This window comes from Synechococcus sp. A10-1-5-1, from assembly GCF_023115425.1.
Taxonomy (GTDB): Bacteria; Cyanobacteriota; Cyanobacteriia; order PCC-6307; family Cyanobiaceae; genus Vulcanococcus.
In genome coordinates this window covers 2,203,366-2,220,690 of sequence record NZ_CP096032.1, presented here as the reverse complement: position 1 = coordinate 2,220,690, position 17,325 = coordinate 2,203,366, and the positions used below count along the sequence as shown (strand labels likewise).

General features: G+C 58.7%; 24 protein-coding genes. 13 read left to right on the top strand and 11 right to left on the bottom strand.

Features of this window, described 5'->3' with window-relative positions; translation table 11 throughout:
- Positions 1–97: 97 nt before the first annotated feature.
- On the top strand, positions 98–1,468 hold the full coding sequence (gene trxB, locus MY494_RS11995; protein WP_247910479.1) for a thioredoxin-disulfide reductase: 1,371 nt from the start codon (positions 98–100) through the stop codon (positions 1,466–1,468).
- Between the two features lie 56 nt (positions 1,469–1,524).
- Here trxB and infA read toward each other — a convergent pair whose 3' ends face one another.
- A complete protein-coding gene (gene infA, locus MY494_RS11990) occupies positions 1,525–1,791 on the bottom strand; it encodes a translation initiation factor IF-1 (RefSeq protein WP_010310444.1) in 267 nt (88 codons plus the stop codon).
- A 176-nt stretch (positions 1,792–1,967) separates the two neighbouring features.
- On the opposite strand from infA, the gene MY494_RS11985 reads away from it, so the two are divergent.
- Genes MY494_RS11985 through MY494_RS11970 form a run of 4 tightly spaced genes read left to right on the top strand, consistent with a single transcriptional unit; the run spans position 1,968 to position 3,360 of the window.
- Entirely contained in the window at positions 1,968–2,669 is a 702-nt protein-coding gene (locus MY494_RS11985) for a pseudouridine synthase (protein WP_247912053.1), read from the top strand.
- 26 nt (positions 2,670–2,695) lie between these two features.
- On the top strand, positions 2,696–2,833 hold the full coding sequence (locus MY494_RS11980; protein WP_247910478.1) for a hypothetical protein: 138 nt from the start codon (positions 2,696–2,698) through the stop codon (positions 2,831–2,833).
- Between the two features lie 3 nt (positions 2,834–2,836).
- Positions 2,837–3,016: a hypothetical protein gene (locus tag MY494_RS11975; RefSeq protein WP_247910477.1), complete on the top strand. Its 180-nt coding sequence runs from the start codon at positions 2,837–2,839 to the stop codon at positions 3,014–3,016.
- Positions 3,017–3,021: 5 nt separating this feature from the next.
- On the top strand, positions 3,022–3,360 hold the full coding sequence (locus MY494_RS11970) for a hypothetical protein (RefSeq protein WP_247910476.1): 339 nt from the start codon (positions 3,022–3,024) through the stop codon (positions 3,358–3,360).
- Here the strand turns inward: MY494_RS11970 and MY494_RS11965 are convergent.
- Positions 3,357–3,605 carry a hypothetical protein gene (locus MY494_RS11965; protein WP_247910475.1) on the bottom strand — a complete coding sequence of 83 codons (249 nt, stop codon included), beginning with the start codon at positions 3,603–3,605 and terminating at the stop codon, positions 3,357–3,359. The genes MY494_RS11970 and MY494_RS11965 overlap by 4 nt on opposite strands.
- 89 nt (positions 3,606–3,694) lie before the next feature.
- Between MY494_RS11965 and MY494_RS11960 the strand changes: the two genes are divergently transcribed.
- On the top strand, positions 3,695–4,201 hold the full coding sequence (locus MY494_RS11960; RefSeq protein ID WP_247910474.1) for a hypothetical protein: 507 nt from the start codon (positions 3,695–3,697) through the stop codon (positions 4,199–4,201).
- Here the strand turns inward: MY494_RS11960 and MY494_RS11955 are convergent.
- Complete coding sequence (locus tag MY494_RS11955) at positions 4,198–4,383, bottom strand: hypothetical protein (RefSeq protein WP_247910473.1); 186 nt, start codon at positions 4,381–4,383, stop codon at positions 4,198–4,200. The two genes, MY494_RS11960 and MY494_RS11955, sit on opposite strands and share 4 nt — an antisense overlap.
- Positions 4,384–4,543: 160 nt before the next feature.
- Here MY494_RS11955 and MY494_RS11950 point away from each other — a divergent pair, with 160 nt between their 5' ends.
- Positions 4,544–4,708: a hypothetical protein gene (locus MY494_RS11950; RefSeq protein ID WP_247910472.1), complete on the top strand. Its 165-nt coding sequence runs from the start codon at positions 4,544–4,546 to the stop codon at positions 4,706–4,708.
- A 21-nt stretch (positions 4,709–4,729) separates the two neighbouring features.
- Here the strand turns inward: MY494_RS11950 and MY494_RS11945 are convergent, their stop codons facing one another.
- Positions 4,730–4,900, bottom strand: coding sequence for a hypothetical protein (locus tag MY494_RS11945; protein ID WP_247910471.1), 171 nt, complete (start codon positions 4,898–4,900; stop codon positions 4,730–4,732).
- A gap of 147 nt (positions 4,901–5,047) precedes the next feature.
- Here MY494_RS11945 and MY494_RS11940 point away from each other — a divergent pair, with 147 nt between their 5' ends.
- A complete protein-coding gene (locus MY494_RS11940; RefSeq protein WP_247910470.1) occupies positions 5,048–5,224 on the top strand; it encodes a hypothetical protein in 177 nt (58 codons plus the stop codon).
- 298 nt (positions 5,225–5,522) lie between these two features.
- Here the strand turns inward: MY494_RS11940 and MY494_RS11935 are convergent, their stop codons facing one another.
- From MY494_RS11935 to MY494_RS11925, 3 genes are read right to left on the bottom strand one after another with little or no spacing between them, the layout of a single operon-like run.
- Positions 5,523–5,780: a hypothetical protein gene (locus MY494_RS11935; protein ID WP_247910469.1), complete on the bottom strand. Its 258-nt coding sequence runs from the start codon at positions 5,778–5,780 to the stop codon at positions 5,523–5,525.
- Positions 5,777–5,986: a DUF3721 domain-containing protein gene (locus tag MY494_RS11930; protein ID WP_247910468.1), complete on the bottom strand. Its 210-nt coding sequence runs from the start codon at positions 5,984–5,986 to the stop codon at positions 5,777–5,779. Before MY494_RS11930 ends, MY494_RS11935 begins: the two co-directional genes overlap by 4 nt.
- Complete coding sequence (locus tag MY494_RS11925; RefSeq protein ID WP_371820724.1) at positions 5,986–6,600, bottom strand: DUF305 domain-containing protein; 615 nt, start codon at positions 6,598–6,600, stop codon at positions 5,986–5,988. Before MY494_RS11925 ends, MY494_RS11930 begins: the two co-directional genes overlap by 1 nt.
- On the opposite strand from MY494_RS11925, the gene MY494_RS11920 reads away from it, so the two are divergent.
- From MY494_RS11920 to MY494_RS11910, 3 genes are all read left to right on the top strand, one after another.
- Positions 6,559–6,783, top strand: coding sequence for a hypothetical protein (locus MY494_RS11920; RefSeq protein ID WP_247912098.1), 225 nt, complete (start codon positions 6,559–6,561; stop codon positions 6,781–6,783). The genes MY494_RS11925 and MY494_RS11920 overlap by 42 nt on opposite strands.
- A complete protein-coding gene (locus MY494_RS11915; RefSeq protein ID WP_247910467.1) occupies positions 6,755–7,255 on the top strand; it encodes a hypothetical protein in 501 nt (166 codons plus the stop codon). The genes MY494_RS11920 and MY494_RS11915 overlap by 29 nt, the downstream gene beginning before the upstream one ends.
- A gap of 702 nt (positions 7,256–7,957) precedes the next feature.
- The gene (locus MY494_RS11910; RefSeq protein WP_247910466.1) at positions 7,958–8,194 is read left to right on the top strand and encodes a hypothetical protein; all 237 of its coding nucleotides are present in this window, start codon (positions 7,958–7,960) and stop codon (positions 8,192–8,194) included.
- 200 nt (positions 8,195–8,394) lie between these two features.
- On the opposite strand, the gene MY494_RS11905 is transcribed toward MY494_RS11910, so the two are convergent.
- The 3 genes from MY494_RS11905 to MY494_RS11895 all read right to left on the bottom strand — a co-directional run bounded on the left by MY494_RS11905 (position 8,395) and on the right by MY494_RS11895 (position 10,109).
- On the bottom strand, positions 8,395–8,667 hold the full coding sequence (locus MY494_RS11905; protein WP_247910465.1) for a DUF3303 domain-containing protein: 273 nt from the start codon (positions 8,665–8,667) through the stop codon (positions 8,395–8,397).
- A gap of 515 nt (positions 8,668–9,182) precedes the next feature.
- Positions 9,183–9,743: a hypothetical protein gene (locus MY494_RS11900; RefSeq protein WP_247910464.1), complete on the bottom strand. Its 561-nt coding sequence runs from the start codon at positions 9,741–9,743 to the stop codon at positions 9,183–9,185.
- A gap of 201 nt (positions 9,744–9,944) precedes the next feature.
- Complete coding sequence (locus MY494_RS11895) at positions 9,945–10,109, bottom strand: hypothetical protein (protein WP_247910463.1); 165 nt, start codon at positions 10,107–10,109, stop codon at positions 9,945–9,947.
- A 1,486-nt stretch (positions 10,110–11,595) separates the two neighbouring features.
- Between MY494_RS11895 and MY494_RS11890 the strand changes: the two genes are divergently transcribed.
- Entirely contained in the window at positions 11,596–11,811 is a 216-nt protein-coding gene (locus tag MY494_RS11890) for a Nif11-like leader peptide family natural product precursor (RefSeq protein WP_247910462.1), read from the top strand.
- A 53-nt stretch (positions 11,812–11,864) separates the two neighbouring features.
- Positions 11,865–12,101, top strand: coding sequence for a Nif11 family protein (locus MY494_RS11885; RefSeq protein WP_247910460.1), 237 nt, complete (start codon positions 11,865–11,867; stop codon positions 12,099–12,101).
- 785 nt (positions 12,102–12,886) lie between these two features.
- Here MY494_RS11885 and MY494_RS11880 read toward each other — a convergent pair.
- A complete protein-coding gene (locus MY494_RS11880) occupies positions 12,887–15,559 on the bottom strand; it encodes an HAD-IC family P-type ATPase (protein WP_247910458.1) in 2,673 nt (890 codons plus the stop codon).
- Positions 15,560–17,325: the final 1,766 nt, after the last annotated feature.

Sequence of the window (17,325 nt, the reverse complement as noted above, 5' to 3'; positions counted from 1 at the left end):
TCTGCTCAATGGGTTCTGCGGGCAGCCACCCGGGCTGCAAACCCAACCCAGCCGCGATCGATCCCTAAACTAAAGCGAAGTCATTCCGCCTTAGGTCATGGCCGCTGGTGCACCCGGATCGGTTGAGAACCTTGTCATCGTGGGGTCAGGTCCGGCGGGATACACCGCGGCCATCTATGCCGCACGCGCCAATCTGAGCCCAGTGCTGATCACGGGTTTCCAGGATGGGGGCATCCCTGGCGGTCAGCTCATGACCACCACGCATGTCGAGAACTTTCCTGGCTTCCCCGACGGGATCCTCGGGCCAGAACTCATGGATCGGATCAAGGCCCAAGCCGTGCGCTGGGGCAGCCGACTGGTGGAGGCTGATGCCGATTCGATTGACCTCTCCCAGCGCCCTTTCCGGATTCAGGCGGACGGCCGGACGATCCAGACCCACGCCGTCATCCTGGCCACGGGTGCCAGTGCCAATCGTCTCGGCCTGCCCAGCGAGCAGCGCTTTTGGAACGCTGGCATCAGCGCCTGCGCCATCTGCGATGGCGCGACACCGCAATTCCGCGATGTGGAACTGGCAGTCGTCGGAGGCGGCGACTCCGCCTGCGAGGAAGCGGTCTATCTGACCAAATACGCCAGCCGCGTTCATCTGATCGTTCGCAGCGACAAGCTTCGGGCCAGCAAGGCCATGGCCGATCGCGTGCTGGCCAATACCAAGGTCCAGGTCCACTGGAACCGGCAACTGGCGAACTGCAGCGGTGGCGACTGGCTCGAATCCATCCAGCTCAAGGACACCAACGGCGGCCCGAGCGAGGACCTGCCCGTGCGCGGGTTGTTCTATGCCATCGGCCACACCCCCAACACCCGCCTGGTCCGCGAGCAGCTCAGCACCGACAGCAAGGGCTACCTGATCACCCAGCCTGGTCGTCCCGAAACCAGTCTTGAGGGGGTCTATGCCGCCGGGGACGTCGCTGATGCGGAATGGCGCCAGGGGATCACGGCCGCCGGAAGTGGCTGCCAGGCCGCTCTGGCGGCAGAGCGCTGGCTGACGGAGAAGGATCTCGCGGTCACCGTTAGCCATGACCCTGTCGATCCAGCCGAGGTCGGCGAAACCAAGCGCACCGCGGTCAGCGACGAAGCCAACTACAGCGCTGATGCCCTCTGGCAGAAGGGAAGTTTCGCCCTGAGGAAGCTTTACCACGACAGCACCAAGCCCCTGGTCGTCGTCTACACCTCACCCACCTGCGGCCCCTGCCACGTGCTCAAGCCTCAGCTCAAGCGGGTTCTCGATGAACTGGGGGGACAGGCCCAGGGCATCGAGATCGACATCGAGACGGAGCAGGAGATCGCCCAGCAGGCCGGCGTCAGCGGTACGCCCACCGTTCAGGTCTTCCTGAACAAGGAGCTCAAGCAGCAGTTCCGTGGGGTCAAGCAGCGCAGTGAATTCAAGGCGGCGATCGAAAGCCTGCTCTGAGTAACCCCAACAACAAAAAACCCTGGGCACAGGCCCAGGGTTTCGAGATTGATGGATTAACGACGGCGGGGACCACCAGGACGGTTGCCACCTGGACGGGGACCGGCGTTGGCGTTGCGTTCGCGGTAGGTGATGCGACCGCGGCTCAGGTCGTAGGGGCTGATCTCAACCAGCACCTTGTCGCCAGCCAGCAATTTGATGCGGAACTTGGTCAGCTTGCCGGCGGCGCGGCAGAGGCATTGGTGGCCAGCGGGCTGCTCGAGGGTGACCAGGTAGAACCCGTTGCCCTGTTCCTTCTCGATGACGCCGGAGGTCTCAATCATGCGCTGCTGCTAGTGGCCAACCCAGGTGCTCTCCGTAGCTTAGTTGTCGCTAGGGTCAGCCCTCACAATTGTTGTGGCAGCCGGCATGGTTCTCCCCCCTCTTTCGATGGATCTGGGATTGCTCCTGATCTCGATTGGGGTTGTGAACCTCTGGAAGGCTCGCCAGGCTTCCTGAGCTGAAAACAGCGCAGCTTCTGACCACACTCCTTTTTCACAAGCCCTTCGGCGTCCTCAGTCAGTTCACACCTGAGGACGGCAGCAGATGGGGATGCCTGGCGGATCACATCGAGGTCCCCGGGGTCTATGCGGCTGGGCGGCTGGATGCCGACAGCGAGGGGCTGCTGCTGCTCACCAGCAACGGGCGACTGCAACAGAGGCTCACCGATCCGGCCTGGGGTCACTGGCGCCGCTACTGGAGCCAAGTGGAGGGACTCCTCAGCGACGAAGCACTCGCAGCCCTGCGCTCAGGGCTGGTCATTCAGGGCAAACGCACCCTCCCGGCCCAAGCCCGAGCACTCCAGGACCCCGGCTGGCCCGAGCGGGACCCGCCCATACGCGTCCGTCAAAACATCCCCACGAGCTGGCTGGAGCTGGAGCTGCGGGAGGGGCGAAACCGCCAGGTGCGGCGGATGACCGCTGCGGTGGGGCTTCCCACCCTGCGGCTGCTGCGGGTGGCGATCGACCTGATGGATGGAGGCCCACCGCTCAGCCTGAAGGGGTTAGCCCCAGGCGAATGGAGATCCGTGAATGAGGGCGAGGAGCAACGCCTTCAATCCCTGCTGCAGTCAGGCCGGGGAGGCCGCGCCGGTGGCGGGAAGTCGGGCCGCGCTGGCGGAGGAGGAAAGGGAGGCGTCGCCAAAGCCAAATTCCGGAGATAAGACAGGGGAAACGCGCGCTATTCCCAATGGACTACGCCGTCCCCCTACTGGTTGCGGGCATTGTGATCGCCCTCGCTCTTTACGGAGTGCGAGAGTTGATCCGTGAGGTCGCTGTGGTTCTACAAGGCACAGCCCAGCACAAGGGCCATGCCGGGAGCAGCTAAGCATTGAGAAGCGCCGGAGATCTGCTTCGAACAGCAGCGGTCTTGAGTTTCTGGGCCCTGCTGATCGTCACCGCGATTCTCTCCTCACAACTGCGGCTCCAGCGCTCCCGGAACACCATCGATTTTTGCGACGAGGACAGCCTGGGTAAGGTCTGCGCCTTTCACGCGGTGCTCAAGGACTGAAAGCCGTGAAACAGCTACCTGGCCGCCAACGTCCTCGCTGGATCACCGTTCTGCTGCAGGGCCTTGCGGCGGTGGTCGCCACCATCTGGCTCGCAAGTCTGCTGCCCTATCTGCTGCTCATGGCCCTGGTGGTCAGCCTGATGCTGATCCCCACCCTCAGGCGGCTGCGCAAGGAAGCGGAGCGGACGGCAGCGTCCCAGCCAAGCAATCCCTTCCAGGGGACACCGCTTGAGCCCTTCTTCGCAAACCTCTACCGCCAGGCCGCCCCACGGCCAATGGTGGATGTCACCCCGCCCCACAGGAAATTGATTCGGGCCTTCTGGTTGTGGCGCCAGCAGCGCTAGATCCGTTCGCGGTGCTTGGTGCGTAGCCGCTCGGTAACCAGAACCCCCTTGGTCCCGAAATCAAGGCCATCCACCAAGGCCACCTCCGCCTCAATCCCCTCCGCCCTGAGCTGCTCAATCAACCCCTTCATCACCTGCTCCTCCACCAATTTCTGGTCGAGGCGGTCGGGCGTTAGAGCTTCAAAGAAGCGATTGGTTTTGGCCGCGACCACGTTGGAGGCGTTCGTGATTTTCAAAACCAGCATTCGCCGGAATCAGGGCGGAACCCGGTAGTCCTAGTCGCTTCATCCAGGCTCCGCAATCGCTACGGTCTGCCAAAGGGGGAGATTGGGCGATGGGGGACTCTGAGCAGTTCGTCAAAAACCTCATTGGCGATGTACGTCAGCTGCTGCGAGCCCCAGCCACCTTGGTCAAAGCTGAACGGGAATGGTCCCTCTCGACCATCTGCGCGGTGATTGATGCCCGCAACGCGGCCCCTCAAGTCGTCACCACCCATGTGGGCACGATCAATTCGGTGCTTGTCGCCAGTAGCGCCCTCGATAGCCCCTTGCTTCAGGCCTTTCTGAAGCGTGCCCGAGAGAGTGACCCCGAGCATGCGTTATCGGAGTTCCTCGATAGTTCGGATGCGGAGGCCTTCACCGAGATCTACGAGCGCTACAGAGAAGAGCGCGAAGAAAAAGGCCATGCAGTTTGGTCCGTGGGCGATTCTGCGGCCTTTGTGGCGAAATCTCGGGAAGCCTGGAACGACCGTGAATTGGCCTGTGTTGCCGTCACCCCAGGACCCACGGCTAAAACCCACGGAGTATTGACCTTCTCACTCCCCCTGGACTGGCTGTCCTAATCGGGCAGTCCGGTCTGTTGCTCAACAACCCACTTCGTCGCTGCTTTCTGGGTCTGCCAAGCCTGCATCAATTGCTTGGCCAAGCTGCGGAGCTGATCAGGATCCGTTGTGGCATCGAGAGCGCGATTGAACCGCTCAATCTCAAACTGTTGACCAACCGTGAGTTCAATCGAGTTGGACATTGCGCCTTCAACCGATCACTGATGGAAAGGTATCGGCTTGAACCAGGCACGACGTAACTAGAGCTACCAGGTGGCGCGATTGTCAGTGTTTCACGTTGTAATCAGAGCCACGCAGGCGCAGCAGCAGGATTGATAGTGAACGGGTTGCAGATTCACTCACATGCAGCTGAGTTGGAGCCAACACCTCGAAGCGGCCCGGCTGATTGAACGCTGCAGCACGAAAGATTGCGGCACGGCCCTCGCCCTAATGGGCATCGCCCTTCTCGTCCTCAGCGAAGACCTGGCTCGAGCCTGCGAGCAGGAACAGCGAGCCGTCCTGCTCTGACTTGCTCCAGGACGGCCTCCACTAGGCGCTCTGGAGATCGCAGTGATCATCGGCATGGAGCTCCTCGTCTGCCGCGAGCAGTAGCTCCATCAAGTTGGCGAAGTCATGCTCGGAGAGCTCACCTGTGGGCTGCCATTTCAAGCAGGTCCGGCGCTCGCAGCTTCCTGACTCTGGGTGCCTGTGATCAGCCATGGTCTCCTCCTCTGGCTGTGGCTCTTTTCCTACGACAGGTGAAAAGAAGCCGTCCAGAGCAGAAATACCCGGCCTTACACAAGCATTAAGACCCAGTCAAGGTTCCCGCGAGTAATGCTGGAGTGGTTGAAGCTGCAGAGCCAATCGATGGAACAACGCGTTCCCAGCAGCGCAGACCAGGGAGACGCCGCCGCCGCCGCCGATCGGGACTGGGAGGTCCACAACCCCCGTGTCTCAACAGAGCAACTCAACGCACTGCGCCAAAAGGAGAAGCTGGTGGCCCGTCGCCTGCGTCAGCAACAAGAGAAGGATCTTGCCGCCTAGGGAGCCTCCCAAGTCCCATTGCCCCCATTTGGGGAATAGCCACGGCAGTGACCAGAGCAAGAGCCTTGAGGGACCGTGAGGCGAATCACGATGCTCCGCTCTTCCTTTACAGACCCTCCGCGCAAGATGCACTACGGGGACATGCTCAGCAGTTGCCGTGGTTGCCGAGAATTTGTTCCCGAAGGACTGTTCTGTACTGCCTGGAACAGCGTGATTCTGCCGCAATCGACGCTCTGGCGTGGTTGCCCGCACAAACGCGCCGCCTAACTCGAGCCAGCGAGGCCGCACAGTGATGGCTTCAACCCTTTGCTTTCGCCCGGGGCAGCATCAGACAAACCCCGGAGATGATCAGCACCAGCGTGAGCAAGCCGAGGAGCACGGAGTAATAGGGCTGGAGGTTGAGCGGGCCGAAGCGCCCGGAATGAATCTTGAGTAGCCAGAACGCATCGACCCCCTGCTCCAACAAGCCGCTATAGATCGACCCGGACAACGCCGTCAGCAACAGGGGAAAGGCCGCGATGGGCACCAGCAGCCGGTGAATCTTGCGAGCCTTCATTGCCTGCGCTGGGCACGATGCAGATCAGCCTCATCCAGGCAAGGCATCCAAGCCCCATTGTTCTGATGCGCACCTTGGCAACGCAATTGGGAGGCTTGCTCCAATGCAGCCTGTTTCGTGGCGTAGATCCCTTTGCTATGCGCCCATACCAGAGCTGGGGCAATCACCACAGAGACCGCGATAGACAGGCATGCTTGGGGCAGCATCAACCTTGAGCCTTGAGCGAGAACAACGGGTCGAACTGACGATATTCAGGCTTATTCAAGCCTTCATGCTTGAGCATCTGACGCAGACGATTGATCTCGTGTCTTTGGCTAAGAATGATCTGCTGGGACAGCCGCTGAATTGCCGTTGTTTTTGATTTTTTCAGGGCGTCATGGGCCATCTGTAAGGCCCCACCGTGATGCATCAACATTCCTTCGAGGAACCAGACCACTCTGTTGGCCTCAGTGGGCTTGGTGCCCATCATCTGCATCCCTTGAATTTGTTCAGCTGTCATGCGCGGCAGCTCAGCGACATCATCTGGATTGACACCAGAGCGCCAGGCCACCGGATAAATCGGCGCCTCGGGATACCACTCTTTGCGCCATTGCCGCATGGCTTTGATCTCCCGCGCCTGCTCATACCAAATGTCATTGGCCAACGCACCAATGCCCGGCTCGCCCACATTGAAGAGCTCTTCACTCATGCGCAATGCACCGGTGTGGTGCTGAACCATGGCGTCCAGCCAGCGCAGGTCATAGGTCGCACCAGCGGGACCCAAGTCATCACCGTGGGCATGAGCAGCGCCTGGCTTAGGAGCTGCACCACCAGCTGGCATCTCGTGGTGATGGTGATGGTGATGGTGATGGTGATGGTGATGCTCCTGGGCCAATGCGGGAGCCAGGCACAACACAGACGACGCGGCAGCGGCAATCAAACGGCGCATGGGAAGCGGGTGGAGCTCCGCATCGTTCTAACCCTCGGCAGCCCCGATGCGAGACACTGCTGCCATGGGGAGTGACGGCGGCATCCAGGCTCTTGTGGAGAGCGTGCGCGACGAGCTGGCGGACATCGCGCGCAAAGCCGAAGCTCACGCGAGCTGGTCCCTAGCGCTGCCCGTAGCGGTTATTGATGCCCGCAAGCTGCCCACCCGGGTGCACGAGACGGCAATCGGCACGATCGGATCGGTACTGCGCATCTCCCGGACCGTGGACCACCCCCTCATCCAACAGCTCTTTGTGCTCCATGAAGAGGTCGGACCAGAGAACGCGCTTCAGCTCCTCCTCAATGGAGAGGACGGAGAGGAATTCGCCGAGCTCTGGGTCGAATACCGGGAAGAGGCGAAAGGTGAACTGGTCTGGGGGGCAAACGACGCAGCGGCCTTTGTGACCAAGAGCAAGGCCTGCCATGACGACGGAGAACTCGCTCTGGTGGCCCTGGTGCCAGGACACCTTTATTCCTGCGGCGTGCCGATCAGAGCTCTGACGATCTAGCCCAGAGCGTCCTTCAGCTCACGCACCACCTGCCGCAACTGCATGGCTCCCTAGCTGGTGGCTATTCCGGTGGGCACAAGGATCAACAAATTGGAAGTGGTTGGTCCCTGCCGCAAGGCTCTAGATCGAAATACCGGTCGCAGCAGCAAGAGGGAGATCCAATGCATGTGCGTCGTCTGCGGCACCGTTGGGTGGTGGCAGAAAAGCAACTTTGGAGCTGGCCAAGCCAACTGCAACTGTCACCGTGAGGTTCAGCGAGGTCTGTCCAATACCCGTGTTGGAATCCTCTGGACCAGGGCCCGCAAACGTGCGCGGGAGCAGCAGATTCCTTTCGACATTGACCACTCAGACATCGAGATTCCTGAGGTCTGTCCGGTCCTAGGGATCAAGTTGGAACACGCCACGGCGGAGAGCCAACAGGTTGAAAGCTGATGCCAAGACAGAGGAGATCGAGCTGCTTCTGAATTGGATGAAGTCACACTCGGAATTTGGAGCAAAGTGATGGCCCCCACACCTGAAGGGACTGCCAAGAGAGAACAGACCTTCCGTCGCCAGTCGATGGAGGCCAGAGCTGCTGCTGCGGGTCTCAGGCAAGAAATTCGATCAGGTCACCGTCCATAAGAACGAGATGCCTGGCGCATACAACTGAGCCGAAACCAGTCAGTCGCTCCTAGTCTGGACTCATCTCAAGAAGGAGGCCCCGTGGCCACCTGTCATCTGCCGGCACCCGGGGTTGAGAATCCCTCGGCGTTGGCGTTTCATCAGCTCAAAGAGATGTTGCAGGCCGATTCCGCCTTTGCCCAGGCCCTGCGAGCCACAGAGTCAACGGAAGCGGCGGCAAGGTTGGCGGCAGAGCACGGCGTTCAGGTGTCGCCCGAGGCGCTTTGGCGTCATCGCGGCACCCTGGAGGCTGGCGGCCTGCCCACCTGGCGCGGCTGAGGAGTTTGAACTGAAGCAAATTCTCCCGATTCGGGTGGATCGCTCAAGCTCATGGAGGCAATGCGGAGATGTCCTGTGCGATCTCTATTTCTCGCTGTGCACAGCGGATTGCCTATGGAGTGACAGACCCGCTGACCACTGCTAGGTGGCGGGGAGTGTTGAGACCGTGGCGACTGCGTCAGGCATCGCCCCTACAAGGACTACGAGTAGACCTTGGCGATTAGCGGACCAGCTTCTTCGTCAGACAGAAGTGGAGTCACCTCCCAATCCAGGCACTCAGCCCACTCAGCCGCATGCTCGTAGCAGGCAGATGCGTCGTCCGCCTCAACAAGAATCCAACCTTCTACCGAGCCAGGTGCGTGGAAGCGTTTCCAGGACTTGCACTCGGGGAAAGGGGCACATGTCGCAATGAACTTTTTGGCGGCAATTTCGTGATAGCCGGTCTTGAAAGACCAGTGCATCAAAAAGGTCATGGAGAAGTTCCTGACGCATGCACACTGACCGCAACGAAGCAAATACGTGCGTATCAACCGAAACTAACCAGCGTTTGGCATGGGCCAAGACAGCTTTCCAGCTCAGATCTCGCAGCAGGGAGCTGTTGAAGTGAAGGACCTCCGTCACGGAGATGGAGCAGTCACTCCTCAGCAATGTCGGCACATTGGCGAGGGCGAACTAACCGCAGAAATCTTTTGCGTTGCCCACTGTCCTGCGGACTCGGCTCTAGTTCATCTCGATCAACATGCCAGCCAGCGACGAGTCGCTCATCTACTTCTTCGATGTCCATGGTCAGGATGGACTCCTCAGAAACTCCTGGTCTTGAGCCAGCTGCATCATGCGCAGGGTCTCGTAATCAGTGGTGCACTCAGCACAGGTGCATGGAACACCGTGCAGATCCCAGCGGTCCAGCATGTAGCCAGTCAGCTCGGCTTGGTCTCTGTGGAACTTGGTCACAGCGAGGTGACGAAGGTCAGGTAAACGCTCTCGTGGATCAGATCGAGAAGCAGTAGTGAAAACCGCCCATGTCCTGGAGAACACACTTTTTTTGGTAGCCATTGCTCCCCGATCGCTTTATTTCTGCCAGTTTCAAGCTGAAGGAGAAGTTTTTCGGAAACTTGTTGTTGTGACGCAGGAAAGTGCTTAAGAAGAGAACTGATTCAACTTGCCAGAGGCCATGCACGGGTTTGACATAACCGCCCATACCCCTAGCGGCGAGAAGCGCATTCATTTTGTGGCTATCAACGAAGCGGTTGCCTTGGGCCTTGCGAAGCGATCCTTCGGCGATTATCCCCTCACGATTCGCAAGTACTACGGACCGACCCGCAGACAGCGGGAAGCAATATTTGTCCAGGACTAGCGTAACGCCCAGCGGACGGAGAAGAGGCTGCTGCAATCCTGCTCCAGTACAAAAAAGTGCCCCGGTAAGCGATGGCTTGACGGCGAGAAACGCCTCAATCTCGGCATGCCACTTAAATTTGCGGGAATGTACGTGTTTATGCGAACTGAACGCATCTCGTGTCGCATCAACCTGCCGGGGATTGCCTCTCTTCATCAAAAGCGAAGGTTTTTCATAGGAAGCCGACCTGCCCAGGCGCAAAAAGCATCTATTTTTAGTGCCAGATCACTTGGCACGAGTGCAAGTGGGGCTCCGGCCTCCGGATCCACAGGCAGCTCATAACGCCGGCAGCGTGGTTCCGATAACTGTTCCTACAGCAATCGTCCCCATCACAAGCAACAGCAGCCAGTTCACAGCTCAGGCCGCTTTGTCATTTGCATGCTGCTGCTCTGTTTTGAGTTTTAGCCACATCGCTTTCTCAAGCACTGTGAGCTTTGGGGACTTTTCATTGAGTACTGCTCTGGCACGCTCCTTGGCAGCCTGAATAACCCGAAGCGTTGGATCTGTTCGATCGAATGCCATGTCCTCGTGATTGACGAGAAACGCAAGGTAATGACGTCATAAATTCCTGCAACCAATGACAGGAACTGCTCACCCAGCTCGCACCAGCAATAGCGCTTTGACGCCAATGACACCGTTTTGACCTCCATTGGTGGTGTGATCCCAAGGAGATTCAGTTGTTTTTACCCAAGTCAGCCGCGTTGATCGACCTTGTGCATCCCTTCCACAGGCACGAACGTGTTCTCCATCGAAAGACTGACCTGCAAAGGCTGGAGGCAAACCGAAGAACATCCAGACCACGACCTTGCCCACTTGCACGCACGGCTGAAGAATTTCGCGGATGGCTCTACCTACAGAGTCATCGACCCTGACCAGACCATGGTTTGCCTGTTCTCAGGCGGCGCCACGGAGTGCTGGACAATGGATCACGTGAAGGTTGGGTGAGTCCAGGGCTGCTTAATCGCTACAGCTCCCCCGGCTTCAAAGGCGCCGCATCGGAAGGATGTGGAAGTGGCTAGGGGGTTATGACCACCGTTCGGTTCGAGACAGTTCACATCTCGTCCATTGGATTAATGGCAACGCCCGTGCAATCAGGCAATGGCTCCCTGGCTCATAGCGGTCGACGGCGCGATCGCCGATCTATGTGCAAGCTTCGAGAATGGAAACGAGTTTCAGCACCCGTCCTAGCGACGAGGATTTAGCCCTTTTGTGGCCGAAAACCCCCTACAACTGCTGGATGGGGGGCGACTTTGTATTGCCGTGCAGGTGTGAGCTGTGCGCTGCTCACCGACGCTCACGCTGGGAAGAAGAAGAGGAGTAGCGCCCAAGAGCTCCCCAACCCACTGCTCAGTAGCGGGGAGTGCGAGGTGGGGGAGCTATGGCACTCCCCCATTTCGGGTCACGGTGCTTGCACCTGCCTTTCCCTGAGCGGTTATGGCCTAGGTCTGCTCAGACGCGAAAACAGGAGCTTTCGCCCACGTTTTGCCCAAGCTTTAGAAAAAGCAATAGCTACTGAAGCCTGAGCCATGTCAATAGTGCTGTTCTTCCAAAGAACACGCATCCATGACCGAGAGATTGGCATCGACAACGGCCAGCCTTTCCATGATCAACGTCAGGTCGACATCGGACAACTCACCGTTGCATGTCCACTTCATACACGTAGATCCAATGCAATCAGGTCGGTTTTGATGTGCTTCTAACCGTTGTGGCGTGAGGCAGGTCATCTCTGCACCCTCGACTTTGGTTGAGACCACTCTTCTGGTAAACCCATAGGTACCGATACCCCCTAATGGGGACATCGGGATTGGCCAAGATCGAGGAGAATCAGCCAATAGACAACACCTTGCTCCACCTTCTCTGACGCCTACTTCGGCCTGGTAAGCAGCTGTCCGGAGTGGATTGCTGATTGCCGAGTGATTTCTTTGAATCTGCCAATACCTCTGGCTCACGTGATGCAGATTGATCAGGAGTTCACACGACTGCGCAACGACAACTCTGCCAACTAGACATGTCGCTCGATCAACTCAAGGCCTTTCTGGCACGCCTGCAGGCCGATGAAGCCCTGAAGCAGCAGGTGCTGGCCGCTGCGACCGCCGATGACGTCGCCCAGATCGGCCTGAAGCTGGGCTTTGAGTTCTCCGGTGATGAACTGCTGCGGGTCTCAGGCAAGAAATTCGATCGGGTCACCGTCCATAAGAACGAGATCCCTGGCGAATACAACTGAGCCGAAACCAGTCAGTCGTTCCTAGGCTGGACTCATCCCAAGAAGGAGGTCCCATGGCCACCTGTCATCTGCCGGCACCCGGGGTTGAGAATCCCTCGGCGTTGGCGTTGCATCAGCTCAAGGAGATGCTGCAGGCCGATTCCGGCTTTGCCCAGGCCCTGCGAGCCACAGAGTCAACGGAAGCGGCGGCAAGGTTGGCGGCGGAGCACGGCGTTCAGGTGTCGCCGGAGGCGCTTTGGCGTCATCGCGGCACCCTGGTGGCTGGCGGCCTGCCCACCTGGCGCGGCTGAGGAGTTTGAACTGGAGCAAATTTGCCCGATTCGGGGGGATCGCTCCAGCTCATGGAGATGTCACGGGAGCAGACATAAGCCGTATCTGCTCTCTTCCATTCCCGTGCCTGCATTTGAGCCAACCGGGCAAGCAGGTCTCTCCGACCAGGTGGCCGTTGAGAGAGCCGACACTTGGCTGGCCATCTGGCCGTAACCCCTGTCTGCCTGCCTGATTTCGCTAGATCAACTGCGGTGTAGGCGAGCGGAGCAGACAGTATCTGTGACCGCTCCTGTCTGAGTTGACCTGCCGAGGGCAACGGCTATTGGTGCAGTTGCAATTGATGCGTTCGTGACATGACTTGGGGACTTCAGGCTGGGGGTGGCACCCCAGCTTTTTATGTGATCCCACGGGGATCGCTTTTGTCAGCAGGACCAAGCGCGGTAATGCCCATGGCCGCCCACGCTGGACAGAGCGATAACAAGATCGAGAGCGACATTTGTGTCCGTCGCACTCACTCAGGGAGTTCGTGTTCACTCCCGCAACGGTGTCCCGGCTCCCTACCCCATCTATGCCTGGATGCTTGTTGTGCCCTGAGATATGAGCAGCAGTACCCATTGCTCCTTCCGTGGGATCCGCTTCTATCTGTGTAGAACATGGTTTACGGGCCACCTTCACCGGGTGGCTTCTTTCTTGCCGTGACCAGATCACTCCGGGCGCCATTCCGGCACTGATCTCACTGTCATGGACGACGCCTGCGTATCCCTGCCGATCACGCTTCCGTTGAGCCTCGCTGAGAAGCGAATCTTCAGGCCGGGCGGGAAGATGGGTGAATGAGATCAGTGGGGTCCAACCCCTCAGCAAGACGGCAGACCGGGATCATGAACAGCATCGGCAACGCACAGACCAGCAAGAGGGAAGCATTGAGTGGTCGCGTTCCAAAGAACGCATTCATCCAAGCCGTCTGACTGAAGAGCCACTGCAGAGCAAGCGTGGCCATCACTCCGAGAGGCACCGCCGGCGAGGTTCTCACTTTCGACCAGGGGATCGGCCAGAGGCTGCGCCAGTGACTGATTTTCCACAGATAGACCAAATGCGCCAGGACCAAACCTTGGACGGCCATGGTGCGGGCCAACGGCAGATCACCAAACTGCTGCTCGCCCCAAAAGAACAACCCGAAGATCACAGACCAATTGAAAAGGGAGACCAGAAGCACACGGCGAATTAATCCCGGACTTAAGAGGGGTTCCTCCGGCCGGCGTGGGGGTTGGCTCATCAAGGCGGGGTTGTGAGGCTCGAAAGCCAAGGCGATCGACATCGTGAGTGAACAAATCATGTTCAGCCACAACACCTGTAAGGCACTCACAGGCAGAGCTGTTCCAAGCAGCGCTCCCATCAAGATGGTCATCGAAGCGCCACCGTTCACAGGGAGAACGAAGGCCAGGGTCTTGCGCAAATTGAGATAGACGCCGCGTCCTTCCTCAACGGCCGCCTCAATCGTCGCGAAGTTGTCGTCAATCAAGAGCATGTCAGCCGCCTGACGCGCGACCTCGGTCCCACTTCGGCCCATGGCGATACCGATGTCAGCTTGCTTGAGGGCAGGGGCATCGTTCACCCCATCGCCGGTCATCGCCACCACCTCGCCATTGGCCTGAAGCGCCTCAACCAGATGCAGCTTCTGTGCTGGGGTGATCCGCGCGAAGACATCCACCGACTCGACCACCTCAGCAAGTGCATCGGGCGATAAAGGATCAAGAGCCGTTCCACCGATGGCCTTGATCTCCGAGGACGCGCCGATGCCCATCAACCGAGCAATCGCCACGGCTGTTTCCAGGTGATCTCCAGTGATCAGCTTCACCCTGATCCCAGCCGACCGGCAGGCAGCTACCGCTTGGATCGCCTCAGGGCGTGGGGGGTCCTGCATCCCTTGCAAACCCAAGAAGGTCAGGTCGCCATTGAGGTGGTGATGCTCCAGTTGCTCCTGTCTAGGCCCCCCCTGGCCGATAGCGAACGCCAACACGCGCTCGCCTTGGCCGGCCATCGCCGAAACCGCCTCCTGAATGGCTGATGCGTTGAGCTCCCTGTGCTCCCCGTGCTGATCCAACTCATCCGAGCAGCGCTGAAGAACGGCCTCCACAGATCCCTTCAACAAGATGCGCTGCTGGCCATGCAAGGTGGCCATGTATTGCTGCTCTGATTCGAAGGGAATGACATCCCTACGGGGGTAGTCATCGTGGGCTGAACCATGACTAATCCCCACCCGTTGCGCCGCCTCCAACAGGGCCGTCTCGGTGGGATCGCCAACCCATCCACAGGCTCCACTCGCGCGGGCGTCGTTGCACAGGAGGCCAGCCAGAAGTGTTTCGTGCAGGGCAACGTTTAGCCCCCCAGCCGGCTGATCAGCGGGCCAAAGCTCATGCAGCGCTTGCAACACTCCGGCCGCATACACATGCTGGACGGTCATCCGGTTCTGGGTGAGAGTCCCGGTTTTGTCGGAGCAGATCACCGTGGTGCTGCCCAGGGTCTCAACCGCGGGCAACTTGCGGATGATGGCCTGGCGTTTAGCCATGCGATGAACGCCAATCGCCAAAATAATGGTGATGATGGCGGGCAGTTCTTCAGGAATCGCGCCAACGGCTAACGCCACCGCCCCGTCAAACATTTCCGCAAGATCTCTGCCTCGGGCCAGGCCAACCGCAAAGGTCAGAGCAGCCAGCAGCACAATCAGTCTCAACAACGTTCGACTGAAACCCGACAACTTGCGGGTTAACGGCGTGGAGAGATTGACAGGGCGATTCAAGGACGCGGAAATCTGGCCCACTTCAGTGGCATCCCCCGTCGTGACCACCACTCCAGTTCCCTGGCCTGCGGTCACAAAACTCCCCGCATAAGCCATACAGCTGCGCTCAGCGAGGGGCACAGCAGGATTCAACGGTTCCGTCCCTTTCTGTACAGGCAAAGACTCGCCGGTGAGGGCTGACTCATCGGTTGCCAGCGACCGGGCCGTGAGGAGCCGCAGATCCGCTGGGACCTTCGAACCAGCCTCGAGCTGAACCAGATCCCCCGGCACCAGCAGCTCTGAATCCAAGCGCTGGATAGACCGGTCTCGAAGCACCACAACATCCGTTCGGACGCTCTCAGCAAGGGCCGCGATGGCACTCTCGGCTTTGCCTTCCTGCACCGTGCCAATGACGGCGTTGATGCAGGTGACGCTGATGATCACCAGCGCATCCTGGGGGTCGCCAATCGCCAGCTTGATGGCTCCAACCATGAGCAGTGTGATCAGCAGCGGGTTGTCGAACTGCTGAAGCAAGCGCAGCCATAACGGCTTCTGCGGAGCTGGACTGAGCCTATTGGGTCCCTCCTTTTGAAGGCGTGCCTCCGCCTCCTCTTGGGCTAGACCACAAACGAAATCAGTCTCCAGTGCAGCGATCACCTCCTCCGCACTCAATACATGCACAGAAGCGAGAGATCCCGGCATCGCGGCAAGGCTGAGGTGCCCTAGCCATAGCTAGAGCAGCTGAAAAGGTCTAGACCGCGAACTCGGCGATGACCTTGCCCCCTTACGGCCCTAACGAACGAACAGCATCTCTTGGTAGTAGGAGATGGCCTTAAAGGGCAAATAACGAGATGGGCAGGTACTTACCACCACCGCATCAGAGTTGGTGCAAGATCGACGCAAATCTGGGAGTTCCGCCCCCCTAACGACCTTCTCTGCTTAGCCCAGCGGATTTCATCCCACGAGGCCAGGATCCGCCGAATTCATGGTGCTGAACTCAGCATCTAGGAGAAGGAGCAAATCCAGTTCATGTTCTTTGATCGACTGATAGGCGCGGCGGAGTCGACCTACTGCCTCACAAAGCCGCTGATGATCTCAACACGATAGTTAGGCTCGATGCTCAGTGAGTGGCATAAACGTTGCCTAACAGACGAATTGCGGACTCTGTTGACAGTTTCGAAGCTATATTGACCTTTTCAGCCAACGATCAAGGAGCAAGACCTCTGCTGCAAAGAGACAGATAAGCGTAGTGGCAGCAAGGCAAATGGCGAATACAAGCATGATGCCCCATCTGGGCTACTTTTATCTTCAATTGAATAAAGCCTCTTGGCAAGAGGTAAAAGCCGTACCCCCAGCAGATGGCTGCATGGCCTAAGTGATGAGCCGTGTCAACGCTTAGGCCACGGGAGGGCGAAAGGAAGGCCGCCCCTCCTCGGGGGAAGAGACGGCCTAGCTCTGGTTGTGTGGGCCGGAGTTTCTGAGGGAGATCACCTGGGGCCAGAGGTTCAGGTGTCGGGCGGTTGTCTCCAGAGGGCACCTAGGGCGGTGCAAGTTGGAGTGTCATGGCAAAGCCTGCGTCATCGCTGGAGGCTGTAAGACCCACCCACGTCTTCTAAAGACTGTTGGAGCAGGGCTCTCCGTCAGAGTACTCAGATTGGGTGAGTGGGTGGAGTGTCGTCTTGCATGAAACCCTCCGAGTTCGATACGTACAGCTTGCCCATGACTTAGCTGGTGGACATCGGACGAAATGCCCATTGCTCTATTGGCGAATCTGTCCGAGGGTCAGTGGTTGGCGAACACAACAAACCCCCAGCGGCAGCAGCAGAACGCACGCTGAGGGATGTTGTTGGGGCGCTGGATGGGGCGGAATGTGTGCACCGTGCGGACGACAGTGGAATGTTCTCGACCGTCTCCACAGTCGCTATGGCCACCTGAAAGGCCGAGGGACATGAGTGCATGTGCTCAACCACTTTTGTATCAGGTCGAGTAATAACAGACCGGCATCATGGAGGAACCTTGGAGGAAGGAAGCCCCTTGGCGGCCGGCTTTTTTTCATGCCTCCGGCTTGGAGGTTTTCTTGCGAATGACTGCCACTGTGGCCCACAGGAACAGGACGATCAGGACTGCCTCGGTGAAGGGTTCCAAGAGAATTGGCTGAGCTATTACTGGTTTAGCCCTTCTGCCCGTCGTACGCGGAAGCGGTGGCTTTTTCAGGTGCGAAAGGACCAGCTGCACTCGCTGATGCAGGCTCAGAGAGATCAGCGCTAAAGCAAGTCTTCGAGCCAATAACCATGAGGTGTCACCACCAAAAGATCGATTTTATTTTCTGAGTATTTATTCCTCCCCCGACGCTCTGGTATCAACCGATACTTTCCAGGAGTCGTGTTCGCTTGATGCTTGTGACACATAAGTCCAATACCTGAAGTCTAGGAATATTTACCCACGCCTTGAAATGTCATGGCTCATCT

What these genes read in the sequence shown, in the direction of transcription:
- MY494_RS11880 (WP_247910458.1), bottom strand. Translation starts at nt 15,559, where the DNA reads ATGCCGGGATCTCTCGCTTCTGTGCATGTATTGAGTGCGGAGGAGGTG.
- MY494_RS11935 (WP_247910469.1), bottom strand. Translation starts at nt 5,780, where the DNA reads ATGAAGGCTCGCAAGATTCACCGGCTGCTGGTGCCCATCGCGGCCTTT.
- MY494_RS11925 (WP_371820724.1), bottom strand. Translation starts at nt 6,600, where the DNA reads ATGCCAGCTGGTGGTGCAGCTCCTAAGCCAGGCGCTGCTCATGCCCAC.
- MY494_RS11930 (WP_247910468.1), bottom strand. Translation starts at nt 5,986, where the DNA reads ATGCTGCCCCAAGCATGCCTGTCTATCGCGGTCTCTGTGGTGATTGCC.
- MY494_RS11965 (WP_247910475.1), bottom strand. Translation starts at nt 3,605, where the DNA reads ATGCTGGTTTTGAAAATCACGAACGCCTCCAACGTGGTCGCGGCCAAA.
- MY494_RS11980 (WP_247910478.1), top strand. Translation starts at nt 2,696, where the DNA reads ATGGACTACGCCGTCCCCCTACTGGTTGCGGGCATTGTGATCGCCCTC.
- MY494_RS11890 (WP_247910462.1), top strand. Translation starts at nt 11,596, where the DNA reads ATGTCGCTCGATCAACTCAAGGCCTTTCTGGCACGCCTGCAGGCCGAT.
- MY494_RS11950 (WP_247910472.1), top strand. Translation starts at nt 4,544, where the DNA reads ATGCAGCTGAGTTGGAGCCAACACCTCGAAGCGGCCCGGCTGATTGAA.
- MY494_RS11885 (WP_247910460.1), top strand. Translation starts at nt 11,865, where the DNA reads ATGGCCACCTGTCATCTGCCGGCACCCGGGGTTGAGAATCCCTCGGCG.
- MY494_RS11905 (WP_247910465.1), bottom strand. Translation starts at nt 8,667, where the DNA reads ATGACCTTTTTGATGCACTGGTCTTTCAAGACCGGCTATCACGAAATT.
- MY494_RS11945 (WP_247910471.1), bottom strand. Translation starts at nt 4,900, where the DNA reads ATGGCTGATCACAGGCACCCAGAGTCAGGAAGCTGCGAGCGCCGGACC.
- MY494_RS11895 (WP_247910463.1), bottom strand. Translation starts at nt 10,109, where the DNA reads ATGGCATTCGATCGAACAGATCCAACGCTTCGGGTTATTCAGGCTGCC.
- MY494_RS11960 (WP_247910474.1), top strand. Translation starts at nt 3,695, where the DNA reads ATGGGGGACTCTGAGCAGTTCGTCAAAAACCTCATTGGCGATGTACGT.
- trxB (WP_247910479.1), top strand. Translation starts at nt 98, where the DNA reads ATGGCCGCTGGTGCACCCGGATCGGTTGAGAACCTTGTCATCGTGGGG.
- MY494_RS11940 (WP_247910470.1), top strand. Translation starts at nt 5,048, where the DNA reads ATGGAACAACGCGTTCCCAGCAGCGCAGACCAGGGAGACGCCGCCGCC.
- MY494_RS11915 (WP_247910467.1), top strand. Translation starts at nt 6,755, where the DNA reads ATGCGAGACACTGCTGCCATGGGGAGTGACGGCGGCATCCAGGCTCTT.
- MY494_RS11920 (WP_247912098.1), top strand. Translation starts at nt 6,559, where the DNA reads ATGAGCAGCGCCTGGCTTAGGAGCTGCACCACCAGCTGGCATCTCGTG.
- MY494_RS11900 (WP_247910464.1), bottom strand. Translation starts at nt 9,743, where the DNA reads ATGAAGAGAGGCAATCCCCGGCAGGTTGATGCGACACGAGATGCGTTC.
- MY494_RS11955 (WP_247910473.1), bottom strand. Translation starts at nt 4,383, where the DNA reads ATGTCCAACTCGATTGAACTCACGGTTGGTCAACAGTTTGAGATTGAG.
- infA (WP_010310444.1), bottom strand. Translation starts at nt 1,791, where the DNA reads ATGATTGAGACCTCCGGCGTCATCGAGAAGGAACAGGGCAACGGGTTC.